Origin of the sequence: Vibrio antiquarius (assembly GCF_000024825.1) — a bacterium.
In the GTDB taxonomy this organism is placed as follows: Bacteria; Pseudomonadota; Gammaproteobacteria; order Enterobacterales; family Vibrionaceae; genus Vibrio; species Vibrio diabolicus.
Window position 1 is genome coordinate 160,143 of sequence record NC_013457.1, and the last position, 18,798, is coordinate 178,940.

At 43.2% G+C, this 18,798-nt stretch carries 17 protein-coding genes; 6 read left to right on the forward strand and 11 right to left on the reverse strand.

The window, feature by feature from the left end; all coding sequences use genetic code 11:
• Position 1: 1 nt before the first annotated feature.
• Genes VEA_RS15785 through VEA_RS15795 form a run of 3 tightly spaced genes read right to left on the reverse strand, consistent with a single transcriptional unit; the run spans position 2 to position 1,657 of the window.
• Positions 2-1,150 carry a replication initiation factor domain-containing protein gene (locus VEA_RS15785; RefSeq protein ID WP_012842281.1) on the reverse strand — a complete coding sequence of 383 codons (1,149 nt, stop codon included), beginning with the start codon at positions 1,148-1,150 and terminating at the stop codon, positions 2-4.
• Positions 1,134-1,349 (reverse strand): hypothetical protein, encoded by a 216-nt coding sequence (locus tag VEA_RS15790; protein WP_012842282.1) that lies wholly within the window; start codon positions 1,347-1,349, stop codon positions 1,134-1,136. The genes VEA_RS15785 and VEA_RS15790 overlap by 17 nt, the downstream gene beginning before the upstream one ends.
• Before the next feature lie 2 nt (positions 1,350-1,351).
• A complete protein-coding gene (locus VEA_RS15795) occupies positions 1,352-1,657 on the reverse strand; it encodes a hypothetical protein (protein WP_012842283.1) in 306 nt (101 codons plus the stop codon).
• Between the two features lie 199 nt (positions 1,658-1,856).
• On the opposite strand from VEA_RS15795, the gene VEA_RS15800 reads away from it, so the two are divergent.
• Positions 1,857-2,225 carry a DUF3693 domain-containing protein gene (locus tag VEA_RS15800; protein WP_012842284.1) on the forward strand — a complete coding sequence of 123 codons (369 nt, stop codon included), beginning with the start codon at positions 1,857-1,859 and terminating at the stop codon, positions 2,223-2,225.
• Between the two features lie 229 nt (positions 2,226-2,454).
• Here VEA_RS15800 and yciH read toward each other — a convergent pair whose 3' ends face one another.
• From yciH to VEA_RS15820, 4 genes are all read right to left on the reverse strand, one after another.
• Entirely contained in the window at positions 2,455-2,766 is a 312-nt protein-coding gene (yciH, locus tag VEA_RS15805) for a stress response translation initiation inhibitor YciH (RefSeq protein ID WP_012842285.1), read from the reverse strand.
• Position 2,767: 1 nt separating this feature from the next.
• Positions 2,768-3,154: a DUF3319 domain-containing protein gene (locus VEA_RS15810; RefSeq protein WP_005395460.1), complete on the reverse strand. Its 387-nt coding sequence runs from the start codon at positions 3,152-3,154 to the stop codon at positions 2,768-2,770.
• Positions 3,155-3,282: 128 nt separating this feature from the next.
• The gene (locus VEA_RS15815) at positions 3,283-4,272 is read right to left on the reverse strand and encodes a D-alanine--D-alanine ligase (RefSeq protein ID WP_012842287.1); all 990 of its coding nucleotides are present in this window, start codon (positions 4,270-4,272) and stop codon (positions 3,283-3,285) included.
• 149 nt (positions 4,273-4,421) lie between these two features.
• Complete coding sequence (locus tag VEA_RS15820) at positions 4,422-4,991, reverse strand: SPOR domain-containing protein (protein WP_005390018.1); 570 nt, start codon at positions 4,989-4,991, stop codon at positions 4,422-4,424.
• 236 nt (positions 4,992-5,227) lie between these two features.
• Between VEA_RS15820 and VEA_RS15830 the strand changes: the two genes are divergently transcribed.
• Positions 5,228-7,861, forward strand: a complete 2,634-nt coding sequence (locus VEA_RS15830) for a bifunctional acetate--CoA ligase family protein/GNAT family N-acetyltransferase (protein WP_012842288.1) — start codon at positions 5,228-5,230, stop codon at positions 7,859-7,861.
• A 76-nt stretch (positions 7,862-7,937) separates the two neighbouring features.
• Here the strand turns inward: VEA_RS15830 and VEA_RS15835 are convergent, their stop codons facing one another.
• Positions 7,938-8,825, reverse strand: a complete 888-nt coding sequence (locus VEA_RS15835) for a LysR family transcriptional regulator (protein ID WP_005395465.1) — start codon at positions 8,823-8,825, stop codon at positions 7,938-7,940.
• 232 nt (positions 8,826-9,057) lie between these two features.
• Here VEA_RS15835 and VEA_RS15840 point away from each other — a divergent pair, with 232 nt between their 5' ends.
• The gene (locus VEA_RS15840; protein WP_012842289.1) at positions 9,058-11,139 is read left to right on the forward strand and encodes a TonB-dependent hemoglobin/transferrin/lactoferrin family receptor; all 2,082 of its coding nucleotides are present in this window, start codon (positions 9,058-9,060) and stop codon (positions 11,137-11,139) included.
• Between the two features lie 334 nt (positions 11,140-11,473).
• On the opposite strand, the gene galE is transcribed toward VEA_RS15840, so the two are convergent.
• Both galE and VEA_RS15850 read right to left on the reverse strand, forming a co-directional pair.
• The gene (gene galE, locus VEA_RS15845) at positions 11,474-12,490 is read right to left on the reverse strand and encodes a UDP-glucose 4-epimerase GalE (protein WP_012842291.1); all 1,017 of its coding nucleotides are present in this window, start codon (positions 12,488-12,490) and stop codon (positions 11,474-11,476) included.
• A 54-nt stretch (positions 12,491-12,544) separates the two neighbouring features.
• Positions 12,545-14,503: a diguanylate cyclase domain-containing protein gene (locus VEA_RS15850; RefSeq protein ID WP_012842292.1), complete on the reverse strand. Its 1,959-nt coding sequence runs from the start codon at positions 14,501-14,503 to the stop codon at positions 12,545-12,547.
• A gap of 319 nt (positions 14,504-14,822) precedes the next feature.
• Here VEA_RS15850 and VEA_RS15855 point away from each other — a divergent pair, with 319 nt between their 5' ends.
• Genes VEA_RS15855 through VEA_RS15865 form a run of 3 tightly spaced genes read left to right on the forward strand, consistent with a single transcriptional unit; the run spans position 14,823 to position 17,193 of the window.
• Positions 14,823-15,578, forward strand: a complete 756-nt coding sequence (locus VEA_RS15855; protein ID WP_012842293.1) for a 5-oxoprolinase subunit PxpA — start codon at positions 14,823-14,825, stop codon at positions 15,576-15,578.
• On the forward strand, positions 15,578-16,261 hold the full coding sequence (locus VEA_RS15860; RefSeq protein ID WP_012842294.1) for a 5-oxoprolinase subunit B family protein: 684 nt from the start codon (positions 15,578-15,580) through the stop codon (positions 16,259-16,261). The genes VEA_RS15855 and VEA_RS15860 overlap by 1 nt, the downstream gene beginning before the upstream one ends.
• A complete protein-coding gene (locus VEA_RS15865) occupies positions 16,258-17,193 on the forward strand; it encodes a 5-oxoprolinase subunit C family protein (protein WP_012842295.1) in 936 nt (311 codons plus the stop codon). The genes VEA_RS15860 and VEA_RS15865 overlap by 4 nt, the downstream gene beginning before the upstream one ends.
• Positions 17,194-17,220: 27 nt before the next feature.
• Here VEA_RS15865 and VEA_RS15870 read toward each other — a convergent pair whose 3' ends face one another.
• Positions 17,221-18,660: an FAD-dependent oxidoreductase gene (locus VEA_RS15870; RefSeq protein WP_012842296.1), complete on the reverse strand. Its 1,440-nt coding sequence runs from the start codon at positions 18,658-18,660 to the stop codon at positions 17,221-17,223.
• Positions 18,661-18,798: the final 138 nt, after the last annotated feature.

Consider the following 18,798-nt stretch of genomic DNA (forward strand, 5'->3'; position numbering starts at 1 on the left):
GTTAAGTCTCCAATATGTGAGTCACCAACTTGCCGTAGGTATCGGGGAAGGTGAATTTAGTTCCATCACGGACAAGGGAACCGACCACGGTTTCAATGTCGCCCTCATGGAATTCGATTAAAGAGTTCAGAATTTTCCCGTACTGGCGGCGCATCCAGTGCGCAGAGGCCAACAGGTCTAACGCCGCGCGTTTAGTCGGGACAGGTTTGGTATTGAATTTCTTTGCAGTAGAAATTGACGCAGCAAAATCATTGAGCGCGGCATACGCGCCTGCTGGATTCAGCAACACATCAACATTCCATTTTTTAAGCTCGACTTCGGAGCGGTACCAGACAAGACCCGTGTTCGCGAGTTTCTGCTCAAGAGCCTTGTTGTAGATACGCCAGTAAATGCGCGAGGTACGCGAACCAATCGAGTATTGCTCTTTGGTGTAAATCGGTTTGCCGTCTTTGCCGATACTGGCAATGGTCATATCTTCATGAAGCACAGGACCACGGCCACGTTCTGCGGTGCGGAAACAGTCGTCACGCCACGCCTTGTAAGCGTATTCGCAATCGAAAATCCCGTCGTAATCGTCATAGGCCAAGTCAACACGCGCCAAAGTTTGCACACCAAGTACATTGGTCAGCCAGTCATGTAGCGACCACGTAGGACGACGGGCAAATACATGCTTGCATCCCGTTCCGTTGATTTGGAAATGCACCGTGTCATTGTTACCGCCGATACCAACGAAGCCGCAGAAGTCCTCACCATCTGGCGAAGTCAGTTTCATGGATTCGGTGTAGAACTGGAAACCCAAACCGCGAGGTGCTGACAGCGACAAACCAAGCACTTGGTTGGTGAAGATGCGCAAGCAGTCTTCCAAGTAATTGCGATAACAGAGTTCAAACGCTTTGTTGTACGCATCAATCTCGTCGGAAGTCTGAGCGACCGTCGGATTAAACACAGGTGGAGCAGGGAACTTAGGCGCACGACAGTGACGCTGTAACAGTCCAGATTTGGCAAAGCCTTTGTATTCCTCATGCTTGTGCAATCGACGAACCGCATCATGACAATGACGTAAGTCTTTCACAGCAAACGTAAAACATAGGTAATCAATATGAACGCTTTGCTCATCGAACTTTTTGAGGATGTTAGTTGCGGTAGTCATCGAACACCCCCAAATTGATACGTTGTTCAACGGTCGTGTTGGTGATGGACACCAACTCATAAGAAGCGAACTGAGACGAAGCCCAAGACTCAAGATGAGACATGGATTTAAGCAAATCCCATTCGTCGCAACCTTTGACCAACACAGAAACCGTGTAGTCAGGCAGCAAGTCGTAATAGATGATTTGAGCTTCGTTCATGATTACTGAGCCTCTAAAGCCGTCGCTTTTGAAGGTGTCATGCCTAAGAAACGACATAGAACTTCATGCTCGTCAGATTCAAAGCGAAACTCGTAATCGCCAACCGAGAGATAACCAAAGGACTCTTGGTTGTTTTCGAATGTGCTAATGCAGTAGCCAAAGTGATTAAAAGGAACGACGACTTCTTCAAAGATGTCAGTTGTAGTGATGTAACAAAGTTTGAAAGCTGGAACGTGAGACACTGCGAAGTGACGGAGCGTTAACGTTTTAACATTGACGTTTTGAACTTCAGTTTCTAATACGATCATTACAACCACCTGACTAGTTGAGAGAGTGACCGCCAAAGCCAAGCGCGAAAGCGTCAAGGGCAAACGCCCAAAGCTAAGGCGGTCTGATACAGTAAATTCTGTAGTGATTAAATACAGATATTTCTGTACCGTCAACACAGCAAAATCTGTACTAAAAGACTAAAATCAGTCCAATAGCGTGATTAGAGGAAAAGCAGAAATGTACACAAACAAGCTCATTGATGCTTATAAAGAGCAAATGAACTACATTCAATACAAGCAGATTGCTCATGACCTAGGTGTAAGCCCTCAAATGCTCACAGAAGTAAGAAAAGGTCGAAGTTATCTCAATGAAAATCAGATACTTATGCTTGCTGAAACTATTGGTGAAGACAAAGAAAAGGCACTGATTGGCTTGGCGATGGATAAAGCAAAAACGCACGAAGCGCAGACACTATGGCAGAACATAGGAAAAAAGTTTAACGGACTTGGATTATCAAGCATTTCAATGGCTTGTGCTGGATTGGCCTTAGTGATTGCAAGTCCACAGGAACCCCTACATCAGTGCGCATTATGTATATTATGTTAAATTGAATGTGATCGTACGCCAAATGTTGCCAATGAGCGCTCCTATTCCCCTGTGAATTTGAAAGTTAAAGACTTTAATGTGAGTATTAAACATAATGGCTATTTACCATAAAATAGCTAATATCGATCTATCAATCTGCGATTGCTTGTTCTTCAATTAGCGTATTACTTACTAAAATAAAAAATGGCGTCTATTTTTAGACGCCATTCTGAGTTTCCCTGAATGTAAATTAGCCACCGGCTAATTTGACTGTCATGCCTTTCTTTTCAAGATGCGCTTTGATCTTGTCTCTAGCATCACCTTGAATTTCGATATTGCCATCTTTTACCGAGCCACCACAGCCGCAGACTTTTTTGAGTTCTGCAGCTAATAATTTTAAAGGTGCATCATCCAAGTCTAAACCTGTAACGATGCATACACCTTTACCTTTACGTCCTTTCGTTTGGCGCTGAATTCGTACAATACCGTCGCCTTTGGGGCGAGATGTTTTCTCTTCTTCCGGCTTAATTCGACCGGTTTCTGTTGAATATACCAGAGTCATTCTATTGTTTCTTTTGTTGTTGAGCTTGCATCGCTTTTTGCTTTGCAACTAAATAAGCTTCGATATGACGTTGAATAGCAGTTTTACTACCCTTAATCAGTTTACCATTAAACATACAGTACCAAGAGTTGGGCTGACCTGTATCATTTTGAATCGTATAACCGTTAAAGACTTCTGATTTTGCACCACCAACTTGCTGCGCTCTTTGTCCAAGGGCGGCAAACTCTTTGGGATCAATAATTGATGCGGTGTCGCACCACCAATCAATGCTTTTCTTTACCGCCGTCAAACTACCTTGTAAGACGTGGTTCTTGATTTTAACCTTCCAAATACTGCCATCTGGTCCGCCTGACTGCAGGTTAAAACCTCTATAGTTTGAAATCGCCATACCACTGAGTCATCTGTTTAATGCGTTGATATAATCATAATTGCTACTGAGCAATATTCAAATACGGCTTGAATAAACCTTGCTCTAGAAAACAATTTCTATCATAAAACGCGCCTTGATAACGTTAATCACTTTGCACTGTTTATACAATCTTCCAAGAACTCATGGAATTTGTGCCCGTTATTTTGAAGCATTTTAGGGAACATCGAGATCGGAGTCATACCTGGGAATGTGTTTACTTCGTTTAAGTAAATCTCATCATCTTCCGTTAAGAAAAAGTCGATACGAGACAAATGGCGAAGATTCATTTGCTTAAATACCCTCTCAGATGCGTGCTGAATTGCATCTAATTGTGCTTGGGTTAGATTCTTCGCTTCAACTTCGGTGAGCGAGTGACTTGAACTGCTGTACTTTTCATCGTACGAGTAAAAAGCACCGTCAGGTGCAATAACCTCGCCTGGCTTCGTTATGTGCAGCTGGCCATTCATCTCATATGCAGCAACTTCAAGCTCTCGTGGTTTTACTGATTTTTCAACCAACACTTGGTCAGAAAACCCAAACGCATCATTTACTGCATTGGAAAGTTTATCTTTTTCTGTGACGCTGTAACATCCAACAGATGACCCTTGACGAGCGGCTTTGACAAAGACTTTTCCCCACTTTTCAAATGCTTTATGAGCTTGAGTATGAGCTTCTTCATCGTTGCGCGTTAAGAATAAGTATGGCGTATTGGGAATACCGATAGCGTCGTACCAAAGCTTAGATGTGATTTTATTGAAACTATTGCTACTCGCTTCTGGCCCGCAGCCAAGATAAGGAATACCTGCGATTTCAAACAGAGATTGAATGTCGCCTGTCTCGCCTGGAAAACCATGTATACAAGGCACAATGAAATCGATGGTTTGATTAGATTCACTTGAGCACAACTGCTTGGTATTGAGATCCAAGTAAACCAACTCACCTTGGTTGGTCATCCAACCTTCGTTTTTTATTTCTACGCGTGTAACGTGAACGTCTTCAATAAGATTTAATTGTTGTTCGACAAAGTTTGCAGACAATAATGAAATCTCGTGCTCAGAAGAGCCGCCGCCGCATAGTAGAAGAATATTTTTAATCATGAATCAATCTTTCCGTGACCTACAAAAGATACTATTTATTATGATAAACCTTTGAAGTGTGACGTACAGTAATTTTAGTGTGAGGAATTTTGTTCGAGTAGGATTTGAACAAATAAATAAGGGAGCTATTCGCTCCCTTATTTGATGTGTTAGTTTAATTTGTTAAGCGTTGGGTAAGCTGAGTTTTTAATGGCGTCAATGCTTTTAACAAATGGTCTTAACTGCTGAAATTGAGCAGGCAAAGTCGAAATCGCTTGCTTGGCTTCCGCGCTTGTTGCGTAGTCTCCGTATAAAACTGAGAACCACTTAGTACCGTTGACGACTTTATAGTTTTCCCAAATCGGCTGACCGTTTTGTGGTAGTTTATTTGCAAACTGATCGACTTTCGCTTGGCTACCCACAGCGGCGACTTGAATGGTATAGCCAAATCGTTGAATGCCAGCTTGCTTTTTACTCGGTGGTACGATCTTAACTGGCTTCGCCTGCTCTTTTGGCGTTAGCTTGACTACTTTCTTCTCTTCAGGCTTTGCCGTCATTTTCACAACAGTTGGTTGTACGTCTTTTTCTACTACAGCGTTTTCAGACGCCATAATTGGCTTAGAGATACGATCTGATTTGTAGTCCTCTCGATAACTTTCAGAAGTTACGTCTGTGATGTAAGTTTCAGATGCACAAGCAGAAAGCAGGACTGACAAGCCGATGATTGCGATTTTTTTCATGAAGTAACAAATGCTCTGGATAAATATTACGATAAATCATGCCGATAGCAGGGCCGTTTATCAAGCATCAAATACAATAATCTGTGATTTTGATGTGATGAATAACACAAACTCCATAAGCATCGCCCACATTTTATGCAATGTCTGGTCTGAAGGCGTTTTATCAATAAATTATTCGTTTATGATTGATATGAAACCGATAGGCAAACGTTACTTGCAAACGGCTAGGAGTCAGCATGAATAAACTACATAAACTCTTTAAACCCAACTCTGTGGCCGTTATTGGTGCATCTCAAAAAGCATTGCGAGCAGGGCATGTCGTTATGCGTAACCTTCTACAAAGTGGATTTGGTGGCGCGATTATGCCAGTAACGCCGCGATACAAAGCGGTATCCGGAGTTATAGCCTACCCGGATGTGGCTTCCCTACCCTATACGCCAGATATTGCGATTTTATGTACGAACGTTTCACGTAATGAGCAACTGCTTAAAGAGTTAGATGAGAGAGGCACGCCGTTTGCGATTGTTATCTCTGATGACGCTCAGCCTTTAAATATTTCATCATTGAATATTCGAGTTTTAGGACCGAACAGCTTAGGTATTATCTTGCCTTGGCACAAATTTAACTGCACGTTTTCTCCTGTTGCGGCTAAGCCCGGAAAAATTGCGTTCATCTCACAATCTGCGGCGGTTTGTACCACAGTGTTAGACTGGGCAAATGATAAGAATATTGGCTTTTCTTCGTTCATTTCGATTGGACGCGGACAGGATATCGATTTTGCAGATTTGCTTGATTACTTAAGTATGGATGGGAATACGGAAGCTATTCTGCTTTATGTGGATAACATCCAGGATGCTCGACGATTTATGTCTGCTGCGCGAGCTGCTTCACGTAACCGCCGTATATTGGTATTAAAAGCGGGCCGCTCTAAAGAGATGAATACTTTCGAACAGCAAGATGGTGATACGCTTGATGTAATTTACGATTCTGCCATCCGTCGAACTGGTATGTTACGAGTCAGCAATACGCATGAGCTCTTTGCTGCGGTAGAAACACTCACGCATTCTGTGCCACTTCGTGGGGAGCGTTTAGCGATCATCACCAATGGCGGCGGCCCTGCAGTTATGTCCGTTGATACTTTGATTGAACGTGGTGGCCAGCTCGCAACACTTGATGACGCTGCCATTGAGCAATTACAAACAGTACTCCCGTCCAACTGGCGCACTCGAAATCCGATTGATCTTTCTGGAGACGCAACAAAAAAACGCTACATTGATACCATTAACGCACTGATGAATAACGACTGTGCAGATGCGATCTTGATAATGCATAGTCCTTCTGCGGTTTCCGACCCTCTTGAAACTGCTCAAGCTGTTATTGAGGCGATCAAGGCTCACCCTCGGCATAAGCATTTTAATGTCTTGACCAACTGGTCAGGAGAACAAACGTCGAGAGAGGCACGACTGGCATTTACTCAAGCTGGCATTCCAACCTATCGAACGCCGGAAAGTGCGGTCGTTGCATACATGCACTTGGTTGAGTATCGACGAAACCAGAAGCAATTAATGGAAACGCCAACGACGGCTGAGCCATTGCACTCTGGAAGTGTGAGTTCTGCAAAAGAATGGGTAAATGAACGACTACTGGATAAAAACACAGTTACCTTGGATACGCATCAAACCAGCCCATTATTTAAGCTGTTCGGGTTTAATGTTCTGCCAACATGGATTGCATCTGACGACATTGAAGCCGTTCATATGGCAGAAAATATCGGATACCCTGTTGCGGTTAAGTTGCGATCTCCAGACATTCCTCATAAATCGGATGTACACGGTGTCGCCCTGAATTTAAGAAACAGTCGAGAAGTTTCCAACGCAGCGCTATCCATTCTAGATACCGTAAAGCTCAGTTACCCTTCTGCCAATGTACACGGTCTATTGGTGCAAGGTATGGCAAAGCTCGGCAGCGCTGAAGAACTAAGGATTAGCATTGCAGTAGATAAGGTCTTTGGACCTGTCATCTTGCTGGGTCAAGGCGGCTCGGAGTGGAATATCGCCCAAGATGCCGTCGCTGCACTTCCTCCTTTGAACATGACGCTTGCACGCTACCTTGTCGTTGTTGCTTTAAAGTCTGGAAAGATTCGCCTGCAGAAACACAAAGATGCGCTCGATATTAGTGAGTTGTCGAAATTCTTAGTTCGTATCTCCCAAATGGCGGTTGAGTTGCCAGAAATACAAAGACTGGATATCCATCCAGTATTGGTGTCGGGAAGCGATTTAACTATCCTCGATGCGGACATCACACTGTGTAAATACGAGGGAGATGCGCAAAAACGTCTGGCGATTCGTCCTTTCCCGGCAGAATTTGTCGAAACTGTAACGCTTCGAGATGGCCAACCTATCCTGCTTCGCCCTATCCTGCCTGAAGATGAGCCGCTGCATGCTCAATTCATTAATAGCGTATCGAAAGAAGATCTCTATAAGCGTTTCTTTTCTGAGGTTGGTGAGTTCAACCATGAGGCTTTGGCAAACTTCACTCAAATCGACTACGACCGCGAAATGGCGTTTGTTGCGGTAGCGTTTAATACCGACGGACCGTCTATCATAGGCGTAGCCCGCGCATTGATTACTCCAGATAATAGTGATGCTGAGTTTGCTATTTTGGTTCGTTCAGATTTGAAAGGAAAAGGCTTAGGTAAAGTGCTGATGCAGAAAATTATCAGCTATTGCAAGATTAAAGGCACAAAGCAAATGTCTGGAATGACCATGCCTACAAACAGAGGGATGTTGATGTTAGCTCAAAACCTGGGATTTGAAGTCGATGTTCAGTTTGCCGATGGTACGGCAGATATGGTGCTTCCTTTAAATTGAAAAATAAAGCATTAGCGATAACTTTACTTCTTAGATTCGATAAGCAATGGGAACCTAAGAAGTAAAAGTTACGTTGTTACTTTAGTTTCCAATTCTTTTTCAAGTATTGAATACACCAGGATTTCGCCTCACCCATGGTATTTCGGCGCCATGCTAAGATAATATCCATCGGCTGCTCTTCTGTACCTTCGATTCGCTTCAATACGCCACTATCAATCAAAGGTTGTGCAATTTGGCTTGGTAACGTACCAATGCCTAAACCTGCAGTGAGCGCATCTACTTTTGCCGTAAAGTTGGTGACGGTCAAGCGAGGCTGTTTTTGAATGATATTAATTGAGAGCGCAGGTTGTTCGCGTGCAGTGTCTGCAATGGCAATGATTCGGTACTTTTCTCGCGCCGCCTCATCAAACTTACCACTACGCTTGTGAACATAGTGATCAGCTGCCGCTACCCAAAACATGCTCATCTTACCAATTTTTTCTGATTTGACTTCTTGAGGAAGTGTATCCAATGATGGGCAAATCAGTAAATCCGCTCTACCTGTATTCAGCGATTCCCAGCTACCAGCCAAGATCTCTTCTTGCAGTCTGACTCGTGTTGAGCTGACTTCAGCCAATGCATCAACCATAGGGAAGAAATTGGATATAGGAATAATGCCATCAAAGGCAATGGTAATATCCAGTTCCCAACCATTCGCCAATAACGTTGCATCATTCACTAACTTTTCACTGGCTTGTAAAATGGCTCGTCCTCTTTCAAGGATGAGCTTTCCTGCTTCAGTAAAATGGGCTTTGTGACCAGAGCGATCGAAGATAATGATGTCTAAGTCTTGCTCGAGTTTCTGGATCTGATAGCTCAGTGATGACGGGGCTCTATCTAACTCATTCGCAGCAGCTGCAAAACTCCCTCTTCGGTCAATGGCATCCAGAATATGGAGCGCTTCTAACGTAATTGGACTCTGCACATGGCCTCTCTTAATGTGATTTTTGTCACATTGATTGTATTTGGATGATCTTATCAAGAACTAACATTAAACAATATAACACACTGATAACTAAAGACTAGAAATGCTCATAACCTAAGAGTTCTACTCAAGATAAATCCACAAACAACAATGGTAATGATAGTAATTATTATTTAGATCTATTAATATCCCGTTTGTTGTTACCTATTATGGATCTAAGGTATTGAAGCCAATGTATAAAAAATCAATTTTGTCAGCCTCTATTCTGATTGCACTATCCCAAGGTGCCTACGCTGAAGATCATTCAACCTTCAATGAAGTGGTCGTGACTGCGACTCGTACTAATAGCCAAATCGAAGACACTGCTGCTTCTGTTGCGGTCGTTACTGATAAGAACATCGAAGAAAGCATGGTCACTGGCTTAGATGACCTCTTTGAGTACACGCCAGGAGTCACGGTTAAGACAAACTCTCGCCAAGGTGTCCAGAGTATCAATATCCGTGGTATCGAAGGCAATCGAATTAAAGTTCTTGTGGACGGCGTATCTCAAGGTAACCAGTTCGAATCAGGGAATACGTTCATTAACTCTGCTCGCGTTAACGTGGATACCGACCTAATAAAAGCGGTTGAAATTGTAAAAGGTGCAGCATCGTCTCTACATGGTTCTGACGCAATTGGTGGCATTGTTGCATTTGAAACTAAAGATCCGGCTGATTTCCTTAAGGGTCGTAACTTTGGTGGCCATGCGAAGTTAAACTACTCTTCCGAAGACAATACATTCAGTGAATCTGTGGCATTAGCGCACAAAACTGGCGATTTGGAATCTTTACTTGCTTATACGCGTCGCGACGGCAATGAACTGGATAACTTTGGAGATCTAGCAGATGCAGATACAGAAGCGAACAACTTACTGGTTAAGCTTCAGTACCAACTCAATGATGCACATCGTGTTGAGTTCAATGGGAATTATATTCGCAACAAAGGCAACGGAAAGCAGTCTTACAACGGTTATACTAATGCAACAAGTGAAGATGTAACAGAACAATATCAAGTTGGTATAAAACATATTTGGGAGATGCAAACGGCCGTAGCGGACTCCCTTACCTGGCAACTAGATTGGCTTAGCAAAGAAGAAAACGGCATTACTGATCGTGTTAAAGGTCAGAATAACCAACGTAAAGACTACATCTACGAGGATGAAGGCTACCAGTTTGATTCTCAGTTCGACAAATATCTCATGCTTGGTAGTACAGAGCATTACTTTGTGTACGGTGCATCCTTCAGTGATAAAGACATTAAGAACGTTAACAAAGAGTACAACAGTGCAAGCGCAAACAAAGAAATTTTCTATATCCCTTCTGCGAGCGAGCGTCGTTACGGGCTCTTTTTACAAGACGAAATTACGGTAGGTAACTTTACGATTACCCCGGGCGTACGGTGGGATGCATTTGAAACCGATCCAGGTGACACAAGCAGCAACCCAAGTGGTAACGCGGCTAGCGACTACAAAAAGTTTTCTGATTCTGCATTTACAGGCCGCTTAGGTTCTGTTTATAAGCTTAATGAACAACATCGTTTATTCGCGCAAATCAGCCAAGGTTTCCGTGCTCCAGATTTCCAAGAGTTGTACTACTCCTTCGGCAACCCAATGCATGGCTACATTTTTAAGCCAAATCCTGATTTAAAAGCAGAAGACAGCATTTCGTACGAATTTGGTTGGCGACATAATAATGACATTTCTAGCAGTGAAGTGTCAGTTTTCTACAGCGATTACGACAACTTCATCGAGAGTAAAACCGTCTCTGGCACTTGGACACCAGTGACTGACCCTGCGATTCTGCAGTACGTAAATATTGGCAAAGCGACAATTAAAGGTATTGAGTTTTCAAACCAACTTTCGTGGAACAAGTTCATGCCAATCGAAGGCTTTAGCTCTCGTTTAGCAGCGGCATATACGGAAGGTGAAGATGGAAACAATAATCCACTAAACAGTGTTAACCCTTGGAACCTTGTCGCTGGCTTTAATTACGATTCAGAACAAAACTGGGGAACCACGTTAACCATTAACTACACCGCATCTAAAGATAAAAGCGACATAAATGACGATAAAGTATTGCCTATCTCCGCAGCTACGGTTGTAGATGTCACCGCGTACTACAAACCTATTAAAGACCTTACGTTGCGAGCAGGTCTGTTCAACGTGACAGATGAAGAGTACTACAATTGGAATGATGTGCGTGACCTTCAGACAGAAAACAAAGATCTGACTCAAGCTGGGAGGAACTGGTCAATTACAGCTAAATACGAGTTCTAAACCTTAAAAACACAAAAGCCAGCGTAATGCTGGCTTTTTTTATGGCTTTCATTTCAAAAATGTAAAGAAAAGTATGAAAAATGAAAGTTTACTGTTTTGCCATCTCTTTTTTCACCATTACTGCTGCTGCAATGATAAAAGTGATGATCAGACCGAGTTCCATGAACTACCCCAATAGCTATGAGAAAATTTATAACCCAAATTAAGAGTCGGACATAGTTTAACAGCTCTATATAGACTTGCTACCTTTTAACCAGTAATTTACGATTTTTTCCGATTTGGATCAAAAAAGACGCAATTATGCGTCTTTTTGTTATTATTGTGTAAATCAAAATTAGGCGTCTGGATAACCTTGAGGGTTGTTAGATTGCCAACGCCATGTATCACCCGTCATTTCTTCTAGAGTGCGAGACGCTTTCCAACCTAACTCATTCATTGCTTTTGATGGATCAGCCCAGCACTCCGCAATATCGCCTGGACGACGTTCAACAAGTTGGTATGGAACATCTTTACCACTTGCGGTTTCAAACGCTTTCACCATTTCAAGCACACTGTAGCCATTGCCAGTGCCAAGGTTGTAGACATGAAGCCCAGCTTTGTTACCTACTTTTTCCAAAGCAGCGACGTGACCATCGGATAAGTCCATCACATGAATGTAGTCACGCACGCCGGTGCCATCTTTCGTTGGGTAGTCGCTACCGAATACAGAGAGGAACTCTCGGCGGCCCACCGCAACTTGAGAAACAAACGGCATTAGGTTATTTGGAATACCTTGAGGATCTTCACCTAACTCACCTGTTGGATGTGAACCTACAGGGTTAAAGTAACGAAGAAGTGTGATGCTCCAATCTGGATTCGCCTTTTGGAAGTCTGTTAAACACTCTTCCACCATTAATTTACTGCGTCCGTAAGGGTTAGTTGCGCTAGTTGGAAAGTCTTCTGTGATTGGAACAGATGCAGGATCGCCATAGACAGTTGCTGAGGAGCTAAATACCAACGATTTAACTCCAGCTTCGCGCATTGCATCAACCAATACCAAAGTGCCATTCACATTGTTGTCATAATACTCTAGAGGTTTTGCTACGGACTCACCGACGGCCTTTAAACCTGCAAAATGGATAACCGCTTCTATATCGTGCGATTTTAGAACCTCTACCATTGTCGATTTATCTCTGATATCGGCTTGGATGAAGGTTGGCTTTACGCCACATACCTTTTCAATGCGCTCTAAGACCGTAGACTTACTGTTGTACAGGTTATCTAGAATCACTGGCGTCATACCAGCTTCGATCATTTGAATACATGTATGGCTACCAATATAGCCCATACCACCCGTAACAAGTACTTTCATTTTATCATTCCTTCTGACGCGAATGGGTTTAGTTTAAAGCTTTGACGTTACGATTTAAACTGTCTCCTGCAATTCACATCCCATTAATATTGCTTGGCCTTTTCCGGCTTTTTTAGCTTGATACATTGCAGTATCTGCACTTTTTAACACTCGAGTGGCATCTCGCTCATTAACACCGACCAATTTTACGCCGATGCTAACGCCAACCTTGAGCGAGTTACCTTTGTACTTGATTGGTGTGCATACGCTTTCGAGCAGTTGTTCTGCAATTCGGGTGACGACTTTTTGGTTGGCAGGATTAACCAACATGACAAATTCATCACCCGAAAGTCTTGCGATTAAATCACTATGTCGAGTCGCAGATGTTAGACGCTCGGCTACTTTTTTCAGAACTTCATCACCTGCGTCATGGCCATAAGTATCATTAACCTCTTTAAAACCATCGAGATCGAGGTAAAGCACCGCAAATTCGTCACGTAAGTATCCCGACCGTTGTACTAATTCTTCCAACTCTAAATGGAACTTAGAGCGATTCGCTAACCCCGTTAATGCATCGTGATGAGCTAAGTACTCAAGCCGTTCCATCTCTTTTGCGCCAGAAAGATCGGTAAGAACAATGACCAGGTCGTAGAACCCATGGTCTTCACACTTAACGATGCGATTAACCCTTGCAAACATCGGCACAAACTGGCCAAGATGGTTCTGTTCAATAACTTCCCCTTGCCATACCCCGTAGTTTTTTATCGATTCAATGATGCTAGGCATCATTTCCTGCAACTTGCGCCACTTAAGTGTTTGGATAAATGACTTCCCAATAAGCTGATCCATCTCTAGTCCAACTAACTTAGTGACCGCAGGGTTAGCCATTGTGATAACACCTCGATGATTAAGAACGATGAGGCCATCTTGGCTGCTCTCAAAAACACGCCCCGCAACACGCTGCCTGCTCATGGCCTCTTCAATTTCGGTGATATCTTGAATCGAAAACAATAAGTGTCCATGTGTGGACAAACGACGACTGGTTAAACTCAACTGCTGTTCGTTGTCTGCATTTTTGAGGTGAATGTCATCGCACTCTAACCCCCTACTTAGGATTTGGCTCAGCTCATTCGGTGTTTTCGTTTTAATTAGATCACGGATATTGGCATGCTCAAGTTCCTCTGACTTTTTTTGAAATATCTGCCGAGTCGCAGTATTACAGTAAATAACACGCCCGAAGTTGTCGGTAATAACTAATGCATGTTGAACAGATTCAATGACTTCTTCTGAAAACGCCCGCTTTTGTTCTAACATTTCTAATGAGTGTTGCCGCTGTTTCTCGCGTGTTGTCAACTTGTTCATCATTTGATTGAAGGAATGTGCGAGTTCTCCAATTTCATCCTTGGAGTAATAGCGAACTTGAGTATCCGTATTTTGTCCGTGTGTCACACTCTCTATCGTATGACTCAGTTCTATGACAGGTTTGAGAACAAGCTTATTGATACTTATGTAAAAGATAGTGCCTCCAGCGAACAGCAACAGAAGAAGTACAGCACCATCTTGAAGTAAAGATTGTTGGGCTTCTATGATTGGACGATGGGAAAGCGTAACCCTCATACTGCCAATGACACGACCATCGTGAATAATCGGTTCTAGAACATAAAGAAATTTGGCTGATAAGGCATAACCTAGCGCGTGTAACTTGCTTCTTTCAGTTTGATTAGGGACGGGAGCTGATACCCCACTTCCTTCAAGAACAACGAAAGGTTGATCATCTTGGTCGTAAAGTTTGACCCGCGTAACATTTGGCTGGTTTAAAAAGTTGATGAGAGTAGTTTGAGCTTTTTGCTTGTTCTTTGTCGTTAGCGCATCTTTAATTGAGAAAGAAACATTGTTAATCAACTTTCTCGTTTGTTCGACCAACTCATGCTTAGACGATTGGTATGCAGTATACGAGGTATAACCTTTTGAGATAACAAAGATAGCCGTTATAAAGACCAAAATTGGCCAAATAAGCTTTGCTCGTAATGACATATGTATTCCTGTCGCAGACAACCACTAAAAATGACAGAAGCGTTGTTATGCAATCTGTTACCCATTAAGGGCGACAAGATTAACACGATGCCAATGCAAAATAACCTTAAATTCTCAAAAATTGGATGGAAAAGGAACGAAATACCTTAAAATTCGGATCAACTCAAATAACGGCAACATCTTTATGGACTAAAGTGATCTTTTTCGTCAGCCATCAGATCATAAACCTCGCTTTCATGATAGAAGAATGAAGTGAGTCACTGAACCTAGATGCATTTTCCTGCATCGTGAACCCATTGCTTGTGTAGAAATAAAACGTATGACATTGAATAAACAGCAACTTACATTGAACTGTGACATGGGTGAGAGCTTTGGCGCTTGGATTATGGGGGCAGACGAAGATGTTATGCCTCATGTTGATATGGCAAACATCGCGTGCGGTTTTCATGCTTCCGATCCTAATGTCATGCACGACACTATCACTCTCGCCAACGACAACGATGTTGATATTGGAGCACACCCGGGCTACGCCGACCTCCAAGGCTTTGGCAGGCGCAGTATAAACATGACGGGTGATGAAATTACTAACATGGTCATATACCAAGTAGGCGCTTTACAGGCACTTTGTCAGGCTCAATACACAGATATCAGCTATATAAAGCCTCATGGCGCGTTATACAACGACATGATGAAAAGTGATGCGATATTTAGATCAGTTGTAAAGGCGGCAGCTTTATTCAAAGTGCCGTTAATGATTCTAGCGTCACAGGAAAACGAAAAATACTTAGAAATCGCAGATGATTATGACGTTCCATTGCTGTTTGAAGCATTTGCAGACCGTTTGTATCAAGATGACGGATTACTTACACCTAGGACACAGCCTAATGCCGTGTTAAAGAATGAGCATGCGATACTTGAGCAAGTCCGTACGTTAGCAGACTCTGGGCGTGTCAAAACCGCTTCTGGCGGCTACATTTTACTGGAAGCCGATACGATTTGTGTTCATGGTGACAATGAAGAGTCGATCGCGCTGATCCAAAAGATCCGTCAAAGCCTATACGCTGGAGGAAATTAATGCATAAAGAGAAATTTAGTATCTCTTTGATCTCTGAATGCAGTATTTTCATTAAGTTTGACGAGAATATCTCTGAAAATGCGGTCGGAGAACTTGCTCGAAACATCAAAGATACTCTAGCGTCAATCATTATGAACGTAGTCCCATCCTATCAAACCATCCTCATTGATTACTTGCCTTTTCGAATCAATGAAAAAGATTTAGTGCATAAACTGCATCAAATGATCAGTCAGTTTGATACTCAATCGTTCAGCCTTGTTCAACCTAACCACATCGCGATTCCCGTATACTACTCCGAAGAAACCGCGCTAGATTTGCCCCGCTTTCAAGATCGTGGACTATCACTAGACGTGCTCATTTCCTTACATACTCAAGCTGAGTATGCGGTTTCAGCGATTGGTTTTGCTCCAGGGTTTGCATTCCTCTCCGATGTCGATACTCAATTACATATGCCAAGGTTAGCTACACCAAGAACGCGAGTACCAGCCGGAAGCGTGGGAATCGCAGACAATAAAACGGCCGTCTATCCATCAGATAGTCCTGGCGGATGGAACATTATCGGTAGAAGCCCGCTTCCCCTTTTCTCTGATACGCCACCTTTTATACCGTTTGAAGTAGGTGACAAGGTCACGTTTAATGCCATTTCCAAACAAAAGTTTATCGAGTTAGGAGGTGTTCTATGAGTTACGCTGGATTGCTGGTGGAAAAGTCAGGGCCACTTTCTTTGATTCAAGACTTTGGTCGTTTTGGCTTAGCGCATATTGGCGTGACTCAAGGTGGCCCCGTAGATGATTACGCCTACAGTTGGGCAAACCATTTACTTGGTAACGTAGTCAATTGTGCTGTGATTGAAATTACTTTGGGTAACGCTTGCTTTGTCGCACTACATAACTGCCATCTTGCAATATGTGGTGGTGATTTGAATGCAAAAGTAGATGGTGAGCCTATCTCAAATTGGTCTGACTTTACATTGAAGAAGGGGCAGAAGCTGCAGTTCGGAGTCGCAAAAAATGGACTTCGCTCCTATCTTGCGGTTAAAGGTGGGTTCGATATTGCTCAGCACTTAGGAAGTGCTTCTACAGTCACGAGAGAATCTCTTGGTGGTTATGACTCAAATGGTGGCGCTTTAAAAGCAGGCGATATTCTTCCCTTTTTTCCTCATAACTTACCGAAACACAAACCAAGGCTGATGACATTTCGCTTTAAGCCGGATTACAACTTACCTATCAAGCTGAGAGTGATTGAAGGCTATCAAAATGAGGACTTTGATGAAGACGCTCGCCAAGCCTTTTATAGCAACGCATTCACCATATCCCCTGATTCAAATCGTATGGGCTATCGTCTTGAAGGAAACAAAATCAAACCGCCCTACGAAGGCGTACTGTCGGAAGGAATTGCGCTAGGATCGATTCAAGTTCCTAACGATGGTAATCCCATTGTGTTGCTCAACGACCATCAAACCATCGGTGGCTATCCTAAGTTTGGCTGTGTAGCACGTATTGACCTGCCAAGGCTGGCACAGGCGAAACCCGGGCAAAAAGTCAATTTTGTGAAAGGAGATAGACAAGGCTTGCAAGAAGTATGGTGCCAATGGGCTCAGTTTTTTGGATATTAGTACAACCTCTGAGCCCATACGTAACGGTTATGCAGGCATCCCATAACGCTCTGCTAACGCTTGCGGATAGTCTCGCTCTTGCGTGAGTTTAATCGCGTACTGCTCAATTTCTTGTTCAGACCAATGCACAGCGACAGGATGTTGGGATTCCACATTTTGGTTAGGTTCAATATCAAACCAGAACTGAAGCATTTTTTGCGCTGCGAGTAGTGTTGATGACGCTTTTACCACTTCTATCCGCGCGTAATGGTTGTCTTCAAAGGTCACATCGGCTGCCCTGAGTACCGGATCCGTTCCAGGAATTTGCTGGGCACCAAACAGGGCTTTTCCCCCTTTGATAGCAGAGTGATAGTCGGGAATGAACTGCGCCATGTGTTTGATAGCATTATTGGTTCGTTCTTCTAAGACTTCTTCTCGCCAACCGTTACGTATCTTTGAGAGTAAAGGAACTGGCAGTTCGGGCTGAGCTGAGGACGGCGTACTCTCAACTAAGCCATCTTCAAATAGCGTAATGCCTTTCGTCATGCCGTGAAGCTGAAAATAACCATCACCATAGGGGGTCAGTTGAGCCATTCCTTTATCAGTTCCACGCGGTCCATGGAAAATAACTTCTGGCCACAGTTGTTGGCAGTCTGCCCACTTGGTTACATAAGCGGCTTTAAACTCAACTAACCTATCACGCTTGGCACCGATGGTATTGTCAATGGATCCTGTTTCAAAACCACATGCATTGACCAAGTAGTCACATGTCATAAGATAATCAATGCCATCTCGTTCGTAACCAAGTTGCCAGTGATTACCCATCCAGTCCGCTTGTTTGAGCGTTGCTTGTGTGCATACTGAGGCGTTTGGCAGAGCGTTCAACGTTAAGTTGGCAATTGCGGCAAGGCGAAAAACACTCCAGCCATATTCCTGAACCGCCACAACTGGGTACTTTAGCGCTTCTAGATCAGCATGTTGAGCAAAAGGAATACACCACTCATCAAAGGTTGCAGGGTGACTTGGTTGAGTACGTTGTGCGAGTGCTTCTAGATCCTCTTTTGAATACAATTTGTAGTATTCGCTTGGCTCACCAAGCACTTTGTTGCTTTGATCTTTATCAACGAGCGTTTGATACGCATTTTTCACCACCTCTAGTCGAGGAATCAGTGCGGATGGATCTCCACCATCAGAATAAGGGACTGCAATGATCGTCGGGCGAATATTCAGTGAAAGCGGATATAGGCGAACAGTATCAATGGATTGTGCTAACAAATCTAAACATTGTTGCTCAGAAATCTCTCGATATAAGTTGCCACCTGCATGTAAATGGCAAATGGGCGGACCATTTACCAGTGATACGCCCTTCTCTATTACGGAAACTTTAAAACCCAGCTCCGCAAAATGAATTGCTGCTGTTGCACCTGCGACACCGCCACCAACAACAGCGATGTGCTTATCTTTGTAATTTGGAAACTCAGACTTCATTGCTTCACTAAAAATTTTATAAGGAAAATTCTTTACTAACGGTGGATTCTACTCGTGTTTGGGCTTGATTAAAATCACAAAAAGTTCATGGGTTTGCGAAATATCCAACTGCGCCTTTATGGTGCGTTAAAGTAGAAA